Raw genomic sequence first — 17,158 nt, 5'->3', positions numbered from 1 at the left:
CCCTGACGGCGAATCGGCTTTCCCTGCCCTGCTCCGCAGGAGTCCGATTCCTCCCCCGCCTGAAGGCGGGGTATCCACGGAGGAATCCCGATGAATGACGGTGCCGTGCCGGAGGCCACGCCGTGGTATCCAGCATCACGGGTGGTGCCGGAGCCAGGCGTCACCCATTCAAGGGATTCCTTGCCAGCGTGCCCTGCGGTTGGTGCACCGCTCAGTCGGCCCCGTCGACGCTGATGCCCCGCTCGATCGCCAGCCGGGTCAGCTCGACCCGCGAGTTGATGCCGAGCTTGGTGAAGATGTGCTTCATATGCGTGTTGACGGTGTGCACGGACACGTAGAGCCGGTCGGCGATGGCCCGGTTGGTGATGCCCTCGATGACGAGCGGGATCACTTTCCGCTCGGATTCGGTCAGGTTCCCCCACTCCTGGGGGCCGGCCGTGTGGTTGCGCACGGGGGCGGTGCGCACGCCGAGCTGGCGGAGGCGCCCCCTGATCCGTTCTTGATCGCGCCCGGCTCCTGAGGCCGACGCCAGGTGACCCGATTCTTCGAAGTACGGGATCGCCGACGTCGTATCGCCCGATGCGGTCATGAGCTCCCCGAGGTCCTCACAGGCATCCGCCAGGACCAACGGCCTGCCGGTGCTCCGGTAGCCGGTGATGGCGGACTCCAGTGCACGGGGGTCGCGGTGGAGCAGGCCGTCGACGTGGGCGCGGACTGCCCCGATGATCTGCCGGCTCTCGTCCTGTGCGGTCAGGCTGCGCAGTGCGCCGGACACGGCCTGCGCGACCGCCGGGTCTTCGCCGCGCAGCGCGATGCGTACGATCCCGGGCCAGTGAGACGGAGGTAGCGCAAGCAGCCGCGTCGGCTCACGGCTTGTGAAGCTTGCCGTGAGTGCCACCGCCGCTTCGCCGTCGTCGCCCTCCGCGTCCGCCAGAACGGCGTGCGCGAGAGACACCCAAGGGCCGTAGCGCTGCGTGTGCGTGCCGGGAGCGGTTTCGGCGGCGCGGAGGTGGTCTTTGGCCTTGGCGAGGTCACCGCGTCTGATCTCCACCAGTGCCAGCACGGAGCGGGCCTGCGGATTCGGCAGAGTGATCTCGAGTTCGTCCGCCACCATCAGACTGGACTCGGCCTCCACGGCCGCGTCGTCCAGCGCTCCTTGTTCGAGCAGTGCGCAGGCACGGGCGACATGCCAGTGGGGCAGTGACCAGCCCAGGCCCATCGCCTCCGCTTCGCGCTGTCCCTCCCGCAGAATGCGCTCGGTGTCCGCGAGCCGGTCGGTGGCGGTCAGCACGGTGGCCAGCCACAGCGCCGGGATCCGCGGGGGCCGCAGGTACAGTGCGGCGGACTGGGTGCCGGCGCGTCGGGTGGCCTCCTCGGCGAACTCGAGGGCGCGGGGCAGGCGCCCGCGGTAGAAGGACGTCTGCGACTGGAACACCATGGCGCTGACGACGACGGCCGGATCGTCGCTGCGGTAGGAGGCCTCGACCAGCCAGGGGCCGGTCTGTTCGGCGGCGGTGATGTCCCCGAGGTAGACGTGGCCCGTCGCCTTGGTCTTCAGCAGCCGCACGCGCAGGTCGGCCGGCAGCGCGGGGAGGTCCAGGGCCTGCTGGAGGTGTGTCATCGCGGCGGCGTCGTCGCCCGCGGCCTGGTGGATCTCGGCGGCCACCAGGCGCAGGCATGCCTCCTGCAGTGGCTCAAGACCTTCCGGCAAAGTGGCGTCGACCAGGTCGAGCGCCTCGTGGACCCGGCGGGTCCGGCCGAGGTACTCGGCGGCGTCGGTCAGCAGGGGGATGCGACGCCGGTCGTGTGAGGGCAGCAGTCCGGCGACCCGCTGGGCCAGGTCCGCAGCCGCGTCGGGGGCCGACGACGACAGTTCCCGTACGGCGGTGGTCAGCGTGGTCACGGCATCGTCGTCGACCGGGCCTCCTGACATGACGACGTGCCAGGCCACCTCGGCCGATCGTGCCCCGATGCCCCGCAGACTGTCGGCCGCCTCCCGGTGCAGGGCGGTCCGGATGGCCAGGGGCAGGTTCTCGTGGAAGGCCTGCCGTATGAGGTCGTGACGGAAGGCGAGTCGCGGGCCGTCGGCCGAGAGCAGACCGGCGTTCAGGGCGGCCTCGGCGCCCGACAGCAGGCTGCCGACCGGCCTGCCGAGCATCCGGGCGGCTGTGCCGAAGTCGAATTCGCGGCCGAGGACGGAGCCGACCTGGAGCAGGCGCACGGCGTCTTCCGGGAGCCGTTCCAGGCGCGCGGTGATGCTCCGCCGGAAACTGGCGGGGATGCCGTCGTGCAGGAGGCTCGCCTCGCCCGCCTCCATGGCGGCATCCGTGTCGGCGAAAGCGCGCACCAGTTCGATCGCCAGGAAGGGATTGCCCCCGACGCCCCGCAGGAGTCTGACCAGACCGGGTGACGGCCTCACCCCGAGAACGTCGGTCGCGATGTGCTGCAGTTCCTGCTGTGGCAGGGGACCGAGGGTCAGCCATCGGGCTCCGAGGTGTTCGAGGTCCTCCCGCACCCTGGCCACGGTCGGTCGCTCGGTGTCCGACCGTACCGCCAGCACCCACAGGATCCGCGAGGCGGCCAGTCGTCCGGGCAGGGTGCGCAGCACGAAGAGCGTGGCCGGATCCGCCCACTGCGCGTCGTCCACGAGCACGGCCACCGGGGCGCGCTGAGCCCGGTCCTCCAGAGCGTCCGTGATGCTGTCCAGCAGCCAGAGCCGCTGGTCGTCGGTGGCTGCGGCGGCTCGGTCGGAACCGTCGGAGGACTGCAGGGCGGACTGCAGGGCGGCTCCTGCCGCGTACTGGTCGAGCTCGTCGGCCCGTACCGACACCACATCGAAGCCGGACCGCCGCGCCATCTCGTCCAGCTCCGCGAGCAGCCGGCTCTTGCCGACGCCGGGCGTTCCTTCCACGACGACGCAGGCACCCCGTCCGCCACGTACCGCGTCCAGCGCATCACGGACAGCCGCGATCTCGCGGTCCCGTCCCCGCAGGCGCAGCCCGGTCGTGGCCTGGTTCCCACGCCCACCTGCCTGGCCGTCAGCGGGGTCTGTGCTGCTCATGGGGCAAGCATGACGCACGGCCACATCTGCCCTCAATGTGTGTTCCCCGGTGATCGCCGCTTTCACCCGGGTGATTGCCCCTTCCGCGCCGTCCTCTCACCCTGCCGCGACGGATGCTCCGTGCCATCCGGATCTGTTGCCCCTGGAGAGGAGCTCGATGTGCGTACAGGCAAGGAATACCTGGCGGCACTGAACGACGGCCGCAAGGTGTGGGTGGGTGACGAACTCATCGACAACGTGGCCACGCACCCGAAGACCCGGGCGTATGCCAGGAGCCTCGCGGCGTTCTACGACCTTCACCACCGCCCGGACCTCCAGGACGTCATGACGTTCGTGGACGAGGATGGCGTCCGGCGGTCCATGACGTGGTTCCAGCACCGCTCCAAGGAGGACCTGCGGCGCAAGCGGCACTACCTGGAGACGGTGCAGCGGGAACTCGGCGGCGGGGCGATCCCGCGCACACCGGATGTCAACAACTACGTCCTGCTGACCTACATCGACGACCCGGAGCCGTGGAGCAGCCAGTCCGTCGGGACCGACGGGAGGGACCTCACCGCGGGGATCCTCGACTTCTGGAACGTGGCGCGGGACGGTGACCTCAACGCGGCGCCGGCCTTCGTCGACCCGCAGGCGGACCGCTCGCGCGATTCCGCACAGGCCGAGTCCCCCGCGCTGCGGGTGGTCGCCACCTCGGACGAGGGCATCACCGTGCGGGGTGTGAAGGCGATCAGCACCGGCGCGGCCTTCGGGGACTGGATCCACATCGGCGTCTTCTACCGCCCCGGCATTGTTGCGGAACAGATCATCTACGGGGCCGTGAAGCCCGACACCCCCGGGGTCACCATCATCTGCCGGGAGAGCAACGTCCGGGACGGCGAGGACGTGGAGCACCCGCTCGCCTCGCAGGGTGACGAGCTGGACAGCGTCATCGTGTTCGAGGACGTGCTCATCCCCTGGAACCGGGTCTTCCACATCGGTAACCCCCAGCACGCGTCGCTGTACCCGCAGCGTGTCTTCGACTGGCTGCACTACCACTCGCTGGTGCGTGCGACGGTGAAGGCCGAGCTGATGCTCGGTCTGGCCCTGCTGATCACCGAGCACATCGGCACCTACCAGCTGCCGCCGGTCCAGGCCCGGGTCGCCCGGTTCGCCGGCTTCCACCAGACGCTCAAGGCGCATACGGTCGGTTCGGAGGACGAGGGGTTCTTCACTCCCGGCGGCATCTTCAAGCCGAACGTCCTGATGTTCGACTTCGGGCGGGCGTACTACATCGAGCACATCACCGACATGGTCCATGAGCTCCTCGACCTGGCCGGTCGTTCCGCGCTCATCTACCCCTCCGAGGGGCAGTGGCAGCAGCCCGAACTGCGGCCGTGGCTGGAGGCGTTGCAGACCGGACCGGTCGGCAGGCCCTACGACCGGCTGAAGATCAGCCGGGTGATCCACGACATGTTCCTGTCCGACTGGGGCGGCCGCATCAGCACCTTCGAGAACTTCAACGGCACGCCCCTGCTGGCCATCCGCAGCCTCACCATGAAGCGTGCCGAGATGTCCCCGAGCGGCAGCATGGCAGACCTCGCGCGCAAGGTCTGCGGCATCGAGAACGTGAGTGACGACGGGGAGACCGCGTACAAGGCTCAGGCGGACTACGCCCGGCGCCAGGACGCCAAGTAGCAGGATGCCAGGGCCCGGGTCAGAGCACGCCGCACTCCCGGGCCCTGGCGATTGCTTCGTTCCTGTCGTGCGCGTCGAGTTTGCGGAAGATCGCCCGTACCTGTGTCTTGACGGTGTTGTGGGACACATAGAGCTCGGAGGCGATCTCACGCAGTGTCAGCGGACCGCACAGGGCGCGCAGCACCCGGCGCTCCCCCAGCGACAGGTCCTGGGGGCGGGGGGCGGCAGGCGGCACCACGGTGTCCTCGCCGGTCCGGCCGAGCAGGTCCGTCAGCACCCCGGGCGACTCGCACCGGGCCGCCGCCCGCCCGGCCGCCTCGCGGGCCTCTCGCGCCGCGTCCGTGTTGCGCCGCGCGCTCTCAAGCCGCGACCGCGTGAAGTGGCACAAGGCCCGTATGTGGGGTTCGCTTCCGGTCCGGGACGAGCCCGCCAGCACCGCTTCCGCGGCGGCCAGAACCCGTTCGGCCTCCTCGGTCTGTCCCTCTTCGAGGAGCAGGCCGGCCCGGCCGATGTAGGCGGGCACAGAGACGAAGTGCCCGCCCAGGCCGGCCGTCGCGACCGCCTCGAGGGCCTCGTCACTCAGGATGCGCGCCAGTTCGTGCCGTCCGGCCAGCAGCGCGCACACCGCCCGCGAGCCCAGCGCGCGTACGAGCACCAGGCCGTGCCCGGCGGCATGCGCATCACGGGTCGCCTCGCCGAGCAGCGCCTCCGCCTCCTCGTAGCGGCCCGCCCACAGCAGAGCCGCACCGCGGGCCGTACAGGCCAGGGCACGCCAGGCAGTCAGCGGCAGGGTGCCGGCAACGGCGGATTCGCCCAGCCGGCCGGCGGTCAGGACCTCCCCCTTCAGACAGCAGGCCATGGCCCGCGCTGCGGCTGCCGCATCGGACACCGTGCTGCCTTCGCCGACCGTCTCCGGGCCCGTCTGCCTGAGCTGGGCCACATCCAGCCAGCGCCGGGCCGTTTCCGGGGCGCCTCCTGAGAGAGCCGCCATCGCCGCCACGACGCACAGTCGCGCGTCGACGGCGACGGTGCGGGGCGGCAGGAGATCCAGCCAGTGCGCGACCTCCGCGCTACGGCCCGCCGAGATCGCCTTCTCCCAGCCGTCGAGAACCGACGCGACGGCCGCGGACTCGTCGCCGCCCAGCGTCCAGTGCCGTACGGCCGCGGTCGTCTCCCCCTGCCGGGAGTACCACTGAGCCGCCGACCGGTGCAGGGACACGACGGTGTCCGACCCTTCGGACTCAAGGACGTCGGACAGCACCGAAGACAGTGCCCGGTGATGCCGGTACGCCGACGGATCGGCGGCGGGCACGAGCAGCTGTACGGTCCGTGCGAGCTCGCGCAGCAGTACACCCGCCCGGTCCCCGGCGAGGGCCTGACACGGCCCGCTGCTCAGCTCGTTGAGCACACTGGTACGCAGCAGGAACTCGCGCTGTTCGGTGGTGAGCCGATAGAGCACCTCGGTGGCCAGATACTCGGTGACCGCCTGCCTGCCGCGGGCCAGGTTCCCTTCCGTGTCGGCCTCGTTCGCCGAGCGGGCGAGGGTGCGCCCCATGATGCACAGCCCCGCCGCCCATCCCTGCGTGGCCTCGTACAGCGCGCTCGACGTGTCCGCGGCCGGAGCTGACCCGAGCAGATCGGTGAGTACTGTCTGTGCTTCCTCAGGGGTGAAGGCCAGGTCGTGCTGGTCGAGTTCGGCGGTCAGACCCCGGGCGCGCAGGGTCGGAAGGGGGCTTCCGGGAATGTGCCGGGTCGACAGAACGACGCGGAAGCCGTGGGGAAGCCTTGTCAGAAAGTCCGCCAGGCTGCGCACCGCGTCGGCGTCCGTGATGGATTCCAGTCCGTCGAGGATCAGCGTGAGCGGTTTTTCTCCGCCCAGTCCGGCCACCAGACTCGGCAGGATGTCCTCAAGCCATGCGTCGAGCGTCCACCCGTCGCTGTCGAGGCGGGCGGGCAGATCCGGTCGTGCGTGGTGCACCGCTCGCAGGATGCAGGTCCAGAGCCGGCCCGGGGCGTTGTCGTACGCGTCCAGGCTGAGCCAGGCGCACTCTCCACGAGCCGCCAGGCCTTGCGACCACTCGGTCAGGAGCACCGTTTTCCCGGCGCCGGCCGGCGCGGAGAGCACCACCACGGGCTCGGTCGCCGCGTCGAGCCGACGCAGCAGACGCGGGCGTGTCAGCAGATGCGGAGGCTGGGCCGGAGGGTGCAGCTTGAATGTCGCAACGGAGCTGGTCATGGCACTTTCCGTCGAGTCGTCGGGACGGGCGGAGCCCCCGACACCCATGACTCGCCTCGCGGGAGCCGGACATCGGGGGCGGTGGCGGCCCGGTCACGGGCGCCGTAGCGGCCTCCGCCGGACCGCTGCCACCAGGACTAGTGCGAAGCCCTGAGCGCGCCGAAGCCGCCCGCGAAGTGGAGCAGCGGGCGGGAGTCCGCCTTGTGTTCGCAGTAGCGGACCTCACCCACGAAGATGGTGTGATCGCCGCCGGGGAGCGCCTCGGCGACGTCACACACGACAGCCGCGATGGCGTCCTTCAGCACCGGCACGCCGTGGTCGTCGATGGTCTCGACGCCCGCGAACTTGTCCGCCTTCGAGGCGGCGAAGTGCCGTGCCAGGTGCTCGCTGTCCTCGCCGAGGACGTTCACGGCGAATCGGCCGTGTTCCGCGATCGCGGTCCGTGTGTACAGGTGGTTGCTGATACACACGAGCAGCTGGAGCGGGTCCAGGGAGAGGGCGGACACGGCGCTCGCCGTCATGCCGATGGGCGTGCTTCCAGAGCGCGTGGTGATCACGCTGACGCCCGTGGCGAGCCGGCTCATCGTGGCTCGGAAATCGACTGGCGTGTGAAGGGTTTCAGCCATCGGAGGACCTCCGTGAAAGTCGGGAAGAGCTTCGGCCTGTCGCGCAGGACACTGGGTGAACTCACCGTGCCACTGGGTGCGTTGGCGGGCATGTCGTTCGAGCTGGGCAAGAAGGCGGGGCGGCTGCCCCATGACGTACGCGAGGTCAACGCCCGCGTGGCGGACGGATCGCGCTTCGCCGAGTCCAAGGCGGAGTTGCACGCTGGCCCCGTACTCGGGGCTCGGCCGCACCAGTGCCGCGCTGGGCCCTGGTGTCTGTGCTGAAGCGTGCAACGCCGCCTGTTGTTGCCGGAGGATTCGCGTCCTACGCCGGACCGACTGCGCGTGCGGCGGCAGTCGCACTCATTCCGCGGGGAACGGTTCGAGGACGAAGGTGTGGCGCAGCAGGGTGTACGGCACGTCGGTCAGGCCGCGGCAGGGCCCGGCGTCGGCCTCGTAGGTGTCATAGGACTCGACCAACGACTCCTTGACCCCGAACACCGGGTCAGAGCCCAGGTACGGGTCGTCCGAAGGGAACAGCATGCTGGTCACGCGCTGGAATCCCGGAGCGTCGATCAGCAGGTGCACATGGGCGGGACGCATGGGCGACCTGCTGGTCGCGGTCAGGAGTTCGCCGACCGGGCCGTCACCGGGGATCGGGTAGCTGGAGGGGCGAATGGAACGGAAGCTGAAGTGTCCCGTCTCGTCGGTCCTGAACAGCGCGCGCATGGCCGGGTCGACCTGGCCGGGCACATCCACGTCGTAATGGCCCTCCGCGTCACTGTGCCAGACATCGACCCCGGCGCCGGTCACCGGCGCTCCCTCACTGTTCACGACCCGTCCCTCGAAGAACAGCGGGGTACCGGGCAGACCTTCGGAGATGTCGGCGGCGTCGGCGTGCTGCGGCCTGTCCTCCCTGAAGAAGGGGCCCAGGACGCTGTTCTGTGTGGCATTGGCGGGGCGTCGGTTGTTCAGGGCGTCGACCAGCATGGTGACGCCCAGCACGTCGGACAGCAGGATGAACTCCTGGCGCGTCGGCGTGCACGTCTGCCCGGTGCGTGTCAGGAAGTCCACTCCCTGCGCCCACTCCTCCTCCGTCAGTTCGACATCGCGGACGAAGGCGTGGAGGTGCCGCACCAGTGATTCCAGGATCTCCGCGACACGGGCATCCTTGGTGTCCCGCATGGTCGAGATCACGGCCTCGGTGATGGTGTCGCTGGTCAGATCACGCATGGCGCGCTCCCTTGGTCATTGAGTGTTCGCTGACGGAGTCGGTCTGGGTGTGTTCGTTGCCCGGTGACGTTCACGGTGTCTCCCCGGCCCAGGCGCGGGTCAGGAGGGCGTGGACAGCTGTCCGGTCCACTGGACGCGGATTCCAGTAGCCGTCCCGCACGATGAGTTCGGCCGCCTGCTCGATCCCCGACTCGGGCATGCCGAGGTCCCGTAGTGCCCTGGGGGCGCCGAGCCCGCCGGCGAAGTCGAAGAGACCGCTCGCGGCGTCGTCCCCCGCCAGCGCCTGCGCGATGCGTGCCATGGCTTCGGGGGCGGCCGGCCCGTTGTAGGCGACCACGTGCGGCAGGACGACCGTGTGGGTTTCGGCGTGCAGAAGCCCGAAGATGCCGCCCAGTACGTGGCACACCTTGTGATGCAGGGCCATGCCCACCGTGCCCAGGCACGTGCCCGCCAGCCACGCCCCGTACAACGCGTCCGCGCGCGCCTCGCCGTCGTCCGGACGTCGCGCGATGACGGGAAGGGACCGGGTGAGGGAATCGAGCGCTTCACCGGCCATCAGGAAGGCGACCGGGTCCCGGTCCTGGGCATAGAGGGCCTCCACGGCGTGCGCCATCGCGTTGATGCCGCTGACCACCGATATCGCCGCCGGGAGGGTGAGCGTCAGGTCGACGTCGTACACCACCGTCTTGAGCAGCACTTCCGGCAGCCGCCGGGTCGTCTTCCTGTGGCCTTCGGTCTCGCCGAGGATCGGCGTCATCTCCGAGCCGGCATAGGTGGTGGGCAGTGCCAGCTGCGGAAGGCCGGTCCGCGCGGCGATCGCCTTGCCAAGGCCGATGGTCGATCCACCGCCGATGGCGAGCACGGAGTCCGCTCCCACGGATCTGGCGTACGCGACCGCCTTCTCCGTGACCTCGACAGGGGTGTGCGGGGCCGCTTCGGCGAAAGTTCCCACGGCTGCCGCACCAAGCAGGTCGCGCGTCTGCGCTGTCTGGTCCGCCTGATCAGGTGTGCACAGGAGGAGCACCCGACGGCATCCGAGAGCATCGGCCTCTTCGGGGATACGGCTGCGCGTACCGCTGCCGAAGACCACCTTGGTGATCTGTCCCCGATGCACGAATGTCTTCATGAGAATTTCCTCGGTCCTGCCGTTTCTCCGCTGATGGAACGAAGCCTCGATACTCGGATGATGCGCGTCAACGGAATCCGTGAGTGATAACGAGGATCGGCGCGGGAATACCTTGTTCGCACGACGCACACCGACAGAGCGGCATAGAGATCGCCTGCGATATCACTCATCTGCGGGATGCCGACGGGTGCCGGGGCGTTGGAGTGTGGACCCAGGTGTCAGCCGGGTGAGACACGACGAGACGGACGTGTCCGCGGCGGAGCCACTCCCGTAACGCCCGCAAAACATTAAAGAACCCGCCGAATTCTTGACATTGCGTTACGGAAACAGCGTCCGATGGGTCCACATTGGCGAGAGGCAGAGTAAATAAAGATGGATAAAGTGGTCGCCACGGCCTTGGATGCGGTGTCGGATGTGCCGGAGGGCGCGTCGTTGGCGGTGGGCGGGTTCGGGTTGAGCGGTGTGCCGAACGTGCTGATCCAGGCGTTGTTCGAGCGGGGGGTGTCGGGGCTGTCGGTCGTCTCGAACAACTGCGGGGCGATGGAGTCGGGCCTGGCGGTGCTGCTGGCGGCGGGCCGGATCGGGCGGGTGACGGGCTCCTACATCGGGGCGAACAAGGAGTTCGCGCGGCAGTATCTGGCCGGTGAGCTGGAGGTGGAGATGATCCCGCAGGGCACGCTCGCGGAGCGGTTGCGTGCGGGCGGCGCCGGGATCCCCGCCTTCTACACCCCGGCCGGGGTGGGCACCCAGGTCGCGGACGGCGGCCTGCCCTGGCGCTACGACGGCTCCGGCGGGGTCGCGCTCGCGTCACCGCCGAAGGAGGTACGTGACTTCGACGGCACCGAGTACGTGCTGGAGCGCGGTATCCGCACCGACTTCGCGCTGGTCCGGGCCGCGAAGGGCGACCGGCACGGCAACCTCGTCTTCAACAAGTCGACCCGCAACTTCAACCCCCTCGCCGCGATGGCCGGGCGGGTGACGATCGCCGAGGTGGAAGAGCTGGTCGAGCCCGGCGCGATCGATCCGGACGCGGTGCATCTGCCGGGAATCTTCGTACAGCGGGTGGTGGCTCTCACGCCGGAACAGGCAGCAGACAAGAAGATCGAGCAGCGCACGGTGTCCGTGCCTGCGGCACGACGGTCGGTGAACGGCTGATGTCCTGGAGTCGTGAGGAGATGGCCGCCCGGGCTGCGCGGGAGCTGGAGAACGGCCAGTACGTCAATCTCGGCATCGGGCTGCCGACGCTGATCCCCAACCATCTGTCCGAGGGCGTGGAAGTGGTCCTGGAGTCGGAGAACGGGATCCTGGGCACCGGCCCGTATCCCACCGAGGAGCAGGTCGACCCGGACCTCATCAACGCCGGCAAGGAGACCGTGACGGTCCTGCCGGGTGCCTCCTTCTTCGACTCGGCGCTGTCGTTCTCGATGATCCGCGGCGGGCACATCGATGTCGCGGTGCTGGGTGCGATGCAGGTCTCCGCGCAGGGGGACCTGGCGAACTGGGCGATCCCGGGGAAGATGATCACGGGAATCGGCGGTGCGATGGACCTCGTGCACGGCGCCCATACGGTCATCGTCGTGATGGCGCACACCGCCAAGGACGGCTCACCGAAAATCCTCACCGAGTGCGTGCTGCCGCTGACCGGGAAGCGTTGCGTGAACCGGATCATCACCGACCTCGGCGTCCTGGACATCACCGACGAGGGCCTGGTGCTGGTCGAGTGCGCACCGGGCGTCGGCGTCGAGGAGATCATCGCCAAGACCGATGCCAAGCTGACCGTCGCGGAGGGCCTGAAGTGAAGAATGTCTATATCGTCGACGCCGTGCGCACGCCGATCGGGCGTCACAACGGCGCTCTGGCCTCGGTACGCCCTGACGACCTGGCCGCCCACGCCATCCGCGAACTCCTCGCCCGAAGCCCCCAGTTGGATCCCGCGCGCATCGCGGACGTGTACTTCGGAAACGCCAACGGCGCCGGCGAGGAGAACCGCAACGTCGGCCGCATGGCGGCACTGCTCGCGGGCCTGCCCACGTCGGTGCCGGGCGTGACGGTCAACCGGCTGTGCGCCTCCGGTCTGGAGGCCCTTGTCCAGGCCGCCCGCACCATCGCGGTCGGCGACGCCTCCATCGCCGTCGCCGGTGGCGTGGAGTCGATGACCCGCGCGCCGTACGTGCTGCCCAAGTCGGACCGCCCCTTCCCGGCCGGGCACGCCGAGCTGTACTCGACCACCCTCGGCTGGCGCATGGTCAACCCGAAGATGGACCCGCAGTGGACCACCCCGCTCGGCGAGTCCGCCGAACTCATCGCCGACAAGCACAAGATCAGCCGCGAGCAGCAGGACGAGTTCGCGCTGAGCAGCCACCAAAAGGCCGCGAAGGCTCAGGCCGGGGGCCTGTTCGACGCCGAGCTCGCCCCCGTGCCGATCCCGCAGCGCAAGGGCGACCCGGTGCTCTTCGCCGCCGACGAGTCCGTCCGCCCGGACGCCTCTCTGGCCGCGATGGCCAGACTCAAGCCCTCCTTCCGCACCGAGAGCGGCACCGTGACCGCGGGCAACGCGTCGCCGTTGAACGACGGCGCCGCCGCGCTCCTGCTGACCGACGAGGAAGGCCTCAAAGCCACCGGCCGCGAGCCGCTGGCCCGCGTCTCGGCCACCGGTGTCTCCGCGATCGACCCGCAGTACTTCGGCCTCGCCCCCGTAGAGGCCGTCAACCGGGCCCTCGCCAAGGCGGGCAAGACCTTCGCGGACCTGTCCGTCCTGGAGCTGAACGAGGCATTCGCCGCGCAGGTCCTCGGGTGTGTGGCCGAGTGGCCCGAGTACGACCCCGCGATCCTCAACCCGCAGGGCGGCGCGATCGCCCTCGGCCACCCCCTGGGCGCCTCCGGTGCCCGCCTCGCCGGCACCCTCGCCCACCAACTCGCCCGCCGCGGCTCCGGCACCGGTATCGCCGCCCTCTGCATCGGCGTGGGCCAGGGCCTCGCCCTGGTCCTCGAACGCTGACACGGATTCGCCCGCATCGGCGTCGATCCCGGCTGCGACAGCTCTACCAATGCCTCCAGACCAGCGAACTGTTCGACGAACACATCGCATTCCCTTCCCAACCGGCCCGCAGCAACCTGGCATCGTGAGATGTGTCAGCGAGTGGTGGCGACCAGGCTCGGACGGTGACAGTGCCGTGAGGTCGAAGAGCACGAAAACTGGTCATTCTTCACCCTGGAGTAAGGTGTGCTCCCAGTTGATCTCCGGCAGTTCGAATGCTTCATCGTCGTCGCCGAGGAGGGGAATGTCAGCCGGGCCGCGGCACGGCTGCACATGACCCAGCCGCCGCTGACCCGGCGGATCGTACGACTCGAGCGGGCTGTCGGCGTGCGCCTGTTCATACGTACCCCCAGCGGCGTCGAGCTGACCGAGGCCGGTACTCTCCTGCTCGACCAGGCCTACCGGATCGTGCAGCTGACCGAGCACGCCATCGACCGTGCGCGGCTGGCCGATGCGGGGCAGGCCGGCTCCCTGGTGGTGGGCTACTTCGGCTCCCCGATGTTCGACGCGGTGCCGCGCCTGCTGCGGGGGTTCCTCGAGACCCGTCCCGCGGTGAGCCTGGTCCTCGAGCGGGCGGCCAAGAACGTGCAGGCCGACGCGATCCGCGACGGACGAATGCACCTGGGGTTCAGCCGCCAGTACCGGAGCGAGCCGGGGCTCGCCGTGCGGCACGTCGCCAGCGAGCCGCTCTACCTGGCCCTTCCCGAGGCACACCCGCTGCTGCAGGCGGGCAAGGCCGAACTGGGCGACCTGCGGGAGCAGCAACTCGTGCTCTTTCCTGCGGCCCCCCGCCCCAGCTTCGCCGACGAGGTCAGCCAGCTGTGCGCCCAAGCCGGGTTCACGGCACACGTCGTCAGAGAGGCGGGAGACGTGCTCACCGCCCTGGGCTACGTGGCGTCGGCCGGCTTCTGCTCGGTGGTCCCCCGGTCCGCGACCGGAATCGCACTCCCGGGCGTCGGCTTCGTGCCGCTTACTGACACGCCGCTCCAGAGGCTGAGCTGCCTGTACCGCGCGGACAACACACCTTCGCTCGTCAACGCGTTCCTTGACCACGTGTCCGCCATGTCGCCCGAGGCCGGATGACCCCAGGGAACAGTCGGCGCGATACCCGCGCAGCACAATCAGCTGTTCCGATCCGGTATTGGTCCTCGCCGTGCGGCTGCGGTCAGCGTTGCCGTGAGATCCAGTTGCCGGCCACGCGGATGCCCGTGCACAGCCCAGCCGGGCCAGTTCGCCTTGGATCCTTCGACGTCCCCACCGGAAATCCTCGCCGGCCAAGCGCGGCACCAGCTTCCTGAGCGCGGCCGCAGTCGGGGGTCGGCCGGTGCGGCTGCGGCGGGCGGAGCAGTCCCAGTTCCTGGCGATCGGCTTGCGATGCCAAAACAGCCTGACGGCGCAGGACTGCGTTTTCATGCCTCAGCACCGACAACTCAGCCTCCTTGGCTGTGTCTCGGCACAGCAGGACAGCCGGCAGCCTCGCGGCATCGCTCGGCAACAGCCCTGCCGCAACCCCCGCGCAGCGCCGATCGATACCTGCACAGGCGGGTCCGTATTGCCGTCTCGGTATTGGCCCGCCCTCAACCTGCCTCACTACGCTCGGCAAAGACCACCGCAGCCGAACTGAGCGGACCGCGACATGTGCCACAACCATTCGGGAGCACCCGCGTTGCCTGCCGGCGTGACCGTGAGGACGTGCCGGACACCCGGCGTCGAACCTGTTCCCTACCTGCACTTCAGCGCCGAGAGAGCCGCGGACGGCGACGTCATCGTCTTGCTGACCGACATCTTCGGAGTGAACCCGTTCTACCGCCACTTGTCCGCTCTGCTGACGGACGAGGGCTACCAGGTAGTGGTGCCAGACATGTTCCACCGCATCGGCGCCGCCGCTCCGGGGCGCGACGGCGCGCTGACTCGCCGCGGGCAACTGGACGACCCGTTGGCTGTTGACGACGTCGAACGGGTCATCGAGCACACGACGGACAGCAAGCGGCCCTTCGGGACGCTGGGATTCTGCCTCGGCGGCAGCTTCGCCCTGCTGACCGCTGCCACACACCGCAACCAGGTCACCACGACTTACTACGCGTTCCCGAAGGGCTCACCGGGCGCGAAGGTCCCCGTCACCGAACCGATGCAGGTCGCCGGCTCGATAGCCGGGCCGGTGCTGGGCCACTGGGGCCGGCAGGACTACATCGACGAGGGTGAGGTCGAGCAACTCGCGAAGTTGCTCGCCGACGCCCCCGGCCGGACCGAGGTCAGGTGGTACCCGGACGCGGGTCACAGCTTCCTCGCCGGGCTGACCGAGAACGATCATGTGTCCGCCACCGCGGCGGAGGAGTCATGGCGGCGGACGTTGGCCTTCTTCGGATCACACTTGGGTCCGGTAACAGGTCACTGACGTGCTCGAACCACCGGGCTGTCCCCGCCGATGACTGGACTCAAATTGCGGTCCCTGTCGAATTAGGAGAACCATTCTCATGATCGAGAACGAGCCGTCCGTGTCGTCGGCAGGGCTCGCGGGCTTCGTCCACGAGTGGCCTGCTTCACGCGTCGTGTTCGGGCCTGGCGTGATTTCGGTTGCCGCCAGTGAGGCAGCCCGGTACGGCAGCCGGATCGCCGTGATTCACGACCCGACTGCCCAGAGTGCTGCGGACCGGGTGACTGCCGATGCGGGAGGAGGGGTCTGCGCGCGCATCAGTGAGGTCGTGCAGCACGTCCCCGTGCACGCGGTGGGCAAGGCCGTGGCCACCATCCGGGACGCACGCGCGGAAGTACTGATGTGCATCGGCGGCGGCTCGGCCACCGGCCTCGCCAAGGGGGTCGCACGGGACCTCGAGTTGCCACTGGTCGCCGTTCCGACCACCTATGCCGGCAGTGAGATGACCTCGATCTGGGGGCTGACCGAGGGCGGGAGGAAGACCACCGGGCGAGCGGCCACGGTCCGGCCCCGCACTGTCGTCTACGACCCCGAACTGACACTGGATCTGCCCACAGCGATCTCGGTGACGAGCGGTATCAACGCGATCGCGCACTGCGTGGAAGCGCTGTACGCCCACGGTTCGTCCCCGCTGACGCGGCTGGCTGCCGCCGAGGGGATCCGGTTCATGGCCCGAGCTCTGCCGAGCATCCTTGAACGGCCCCGTGACGTCGGCGCCCGCGGCTTCGCGCTGCGCGGTGCCTGGCTCTCCGGGTGGTCGCTGGAGGTCTCCACCACCGGACTGCACCACAAGCTTTGTCACATCCTGGGCGGCTTGCTCGATCTGCCGCACAGCCCCCTGCACACCGTGCTCCTTCCCTACACCGTCGCGCACATCGCGCCGGCCGCTGTGGCCGAAACCCGGACCGTACTCGAAAGCCTCGGTATCACCGGGCCCGTGACCGACGCCGGGGGCTTGATCTGGGACCACCACCGGCTCCTCGGGGCACCCACATCGCTCGCCGGGATCGGCATGCGCGAGGCCGACGTGGACCCGGCGATCGCCGAGGCTTCGGCAGTGCTGGCGGATCGCGCACTCCCCCCACGTCCGGCTGGACCCTCCGACCTCCGCGACTTGATCCGGGCTGCCTTCAACGGCGACCGGCCTGCGGCGTGTTGACGAATTGCTCCGCCAAAGCAGGAAGGAGGGAAGCCCGCTGCGCGGCCGGGCTGGAGCACGACGCCAAGACATGGGCGGAGCGCAAGCGTCCCTTCACCCAGGCATCCTCGTCGCGCTGGGCCGGATCGGTCACGCAGGCCGGCCATGACCAGTGGGCGCCGGCCCGGCGCGGTCGGCTCGCACACATCACATCCAGAGCCTCGTAACCGGGATCGGCACGATCGCTCACCGGCTGTCCCCGCCCGCCAGGAGCAGGCATGCTCCTGGCGGGTACCGCAGCCCACAGGAATGGTTCGCCAAGTCCCGCCGCCTGCACCTGCTGACGACCGGCTCGAAGGAAGCGGCTGCTGAACACCCGCCACCGCCTGGAGCAGGCGCGGCTCACCGAAGAGCGGTGGTCCTGACCGCGTCCTGGACCATCCCCCCATCCAGGCAGTCCCCCTGGAAGCGGCCCGCACGGGCGGCCTGACCGGCGCCGACACCGACGCCCATCGGCCGCAGGACCTGACTGGAGGACCTGATGCAGCTCAGCATCGCACGGAACGACGGCGACTCCGACCCGATCATCGAAGAGGCCCTGCGCCGCGTCCGGC

The 17,158-nt window shown here is 69.5% G+C and carries 13 protein-coding genes and 3 pseudogenes; 9 read left to right on the top strand and 7 right to left on the bottom strand.

The window, feature by feature from the left end; all coding sequences use genetic code 11:
- Window positions 1-211: 211 nt before the first annotated feature.
- A complete protein-coding gene (locus ABZ656_RS48245) occupies window positions 212-3,061 on the bottom strand; it encodes an AAA family ATPase (RefSeq protein WP_360277653.1) in 2,850 nt (949 codons plus the stop codon).
- A gap of 159 nt (window positions 3,062-3,220) precedes the next feature.
- Here ABZ656_RS48245 and ABZ656_RS48240 point away from each other — a divergent pair, with 159 nt between their 5' ends.
- Window positions 3,221-4,735: a 4-hydroxyphenylacetate 3-hydroxylase N-terminal domain-containing protein gene (locus ABZ656_RS48240; RefSeq protein ID WP_360277650.1), complete on the top strand. Its 1,515-nt coding sequence runs from the start codon at window positions 3,221-3,223 to the stop codon at window positions 4,733-4,735.
- Between the two features lie 19 nt (window positions 4,736-4,754).
- Here the strand turns inward: ABZ656_RS48240 and ABZ656_RS48235 are convergent, their stop codons facing one another.
- Together ABZ656_RS48235 and ABZ656_RS48230 are read right to left on the bottom strand one after the other, a co-directional pair.
- On the bottom strand, window positions 4,755-6,971 hold the full coding sequence (locus tag ABZ656_RS48235) for a LuxR C-terminal-related transcriptional regulator (RefSeq protein ID WP_360277647.1): 2,217 nt from the start codon (window positions 6,969-6,971) through the stop codon (window positions 4,755-4,757).
- A gap of 137 nt (window positions 6,972-7,108) precedes the next feature.
- Window positions 7,109-7,597 (bottom strand): flavin reductase family protein, encoded by a 489-nt coding sequence (locus ABZ656_RS48230; RefSeq protein ID WP_329529822.1) that lies wholly within the window; start codon window positions 7,595-7,597, stop codon window positions 7,109-7,111.
- A gap of 24 nt (window positions 7,598-7,621) precedes the next feature.
- Between ABZ656_RS48230 and ABZ656_RS48225 the strand changes: the two are divergent.
- Window positions 7,622-7,723 (top strand): annotated as a pseudogene (locus tag ABZ656_RS48225) (Tat pathway signal sequence domain protein); the annotation flags it as partial.
- Between the two features lie 216 nt (window positions 7,724-7,939).
- Here ABZ656_RS48225 and ABZ656_RS48220 read toward each other — a convergent pair.
- Together ABZ656_RS48220 and ABZ656_RS48215 are read right to left on the bottom strand one after the other, a co-directional pair.
- Window positions 7,940-8,809 carry a dioxygenase gene (locus ABZ656_RS48220; RefSeq protein ID WP_360277644.1) on the bottom strand — a complete coding sequence of 290 codons (870 nt, stop codon included), beginning with the start codon at window positions 8,807-8,809 and terminating at the stop codon, window positions 7,940-7,942.
- Between the two features lie 70 nt (window positions 8,810-8,879).
- The gene (locus tag ABZ656_RS48215) at window positions 8,880-9,935 is read right to left on the bottom strand and encodes a maleylacetate reductase (RefSeq protein WP_360277641.1); all 1,056 of its coding nucleotides are present in this window, start codon (window positions 9,933-9,935) and stop codon (window positions 8,880-8,882) included.
- Between the two features lie 372 nt (window positions 9,936-10,307).
- On the opposite strand from ABZ656_RS48215, the gene ABZ656_RS48210 reads away from it, so the two are divergent.
- The 4 genes from ABZ656_RS48210 to ABZ656_RS48195 all read left to right on the top strand — a co-directional run bounded on the left by ABZ656_RS48210 (window position 10,308) and on the right by ABZ656_RS48195 (window position 14,055).
- Window positions 10,308-11,090: a CoA transferase subunit A gene (locus tag ABZ656_RS48210; RefSeq protein ID WP_360277638.1), complete on the top strand. Its 783-nt coding sequence runs from the start codon at window positions 10,308-10,310 to the stop codon at window positions 11,088-11,090.
- Window positions 11,090-11,734, top strand: coding sequence for a CoA transferase subunit B (locus ABZ656_RS48205; RefSeq protein ID WP_360277635.1), 645 nt, complete (start codon window positions 11,090-11,092; stop codon window positions 11,732-11,734). Before ABZ656_RS48210 ends, ABZ656_RS48205 begins: the two co-directional genes overlap by 1 nt.
- On the top strand, window positions 11,731-12,933 hold the full coding sequence (locus ABZ656_RS48200; RefSeq protein WP_360277632.1) for a thiolase family protein: 1,203 nt from the start codon (window positions 11,731-11,733) through the stop codon (window positions 12,931-12,933). Before ABZ656_RS48205 ends, ABZ656_RS48200 begins: the two co-directional genes overlap by 4 nt.
- 225 nt (window positions 12,934-13,158) lie before the next feature.
- A complete protein-coding gene (locus ABZ656_RS48195; RefSeq protein WP_360277629.1) occupies window positions 13,159-14,055 on the top strand; it encodes a LysR family transcriptional regulator in 897 nt (298 codons plus the stop codon).
- 132 nt (window positions 14,056-14,187) lie between these two features.
- Here the strand turns inward: ABZ656_RS48195 and ABZ656_RS48190 are convergent.
- Window positions 14,188-14,470, bottom strand: a pseudogene (locus tag ABZ656_RS48190) (integrase); the annotation flags it as partial.
- A gap of 180 nt (window positions 14,471-14,650) precedes the next feature.
- Here ABZ656_RS48190 and ABZ656_RS48185 point away from each other — a divergent pair.
- From ABZ656_RS48185 to ABZ656_RS48175, 3 genes and pseudogenes are all read left to right on the top strand, one after another.
- Window positions 14,651-15,367 carry a dienelactone hydrolase family protein gene (locus ABZ656_RS48185; RefSeq protein ID WP_360277626.1) on the top strand — a complete coding sequence of 239 codons (717 nt, stop codon included), beginning with the start codon at window positions 14,651-14,653 and terminating at the stop codon, window positions 15,365-15,367.
- Between the two features lie 79 nt (window positions 15,368-15,446).
- Complete coding sequence (locus ABZ656_RS48180; protein WP_360277623.1) at window positions 15,447-16,565, top strand: maleylacetate reductase; 1,119 nt, start codon at window positions 15,447-15,449, stop codon at window positions 16,563-16,565.
- 29 nt (window positions 16,566-16,594) lie between these two features.
- A pseudogene (locus ABZ656_RS48175) lies at window positions 16,595-16,963 on the top strand (IS200/IS605 family accessory protein TnpB-related protein); the annotation flags it as partial.
- Here ABZ656_RS48175 and ABZ656_RS48170 read toward each other — a convergent pair.
- Window positions 16,947-17,158: hypothetical protein (locus ABZ656_RS48170; RefSeq protein WP_360277620.1), on the bottom strand; the 212-nt coding region annotated here is incomplete at its 5' end. The pseudogene ABZ656_RS48175 and the gene ABZ656_RS48170 sit on opposite strands and share 17 nt — an antisense overlap.

The organism is Streptomyces sp. NPDC007095, from assembly GCF_040634475.1.
GTDB lineage: Bacteria > Actinomycetota > Actinomycetes > Streptomycetales > Streptomycetaceae > Streptomyces.
Note: the sequence above shows the minus strand (reverse complement) of the source record. Positions and strands in the feature narration are given on the sequence as shown.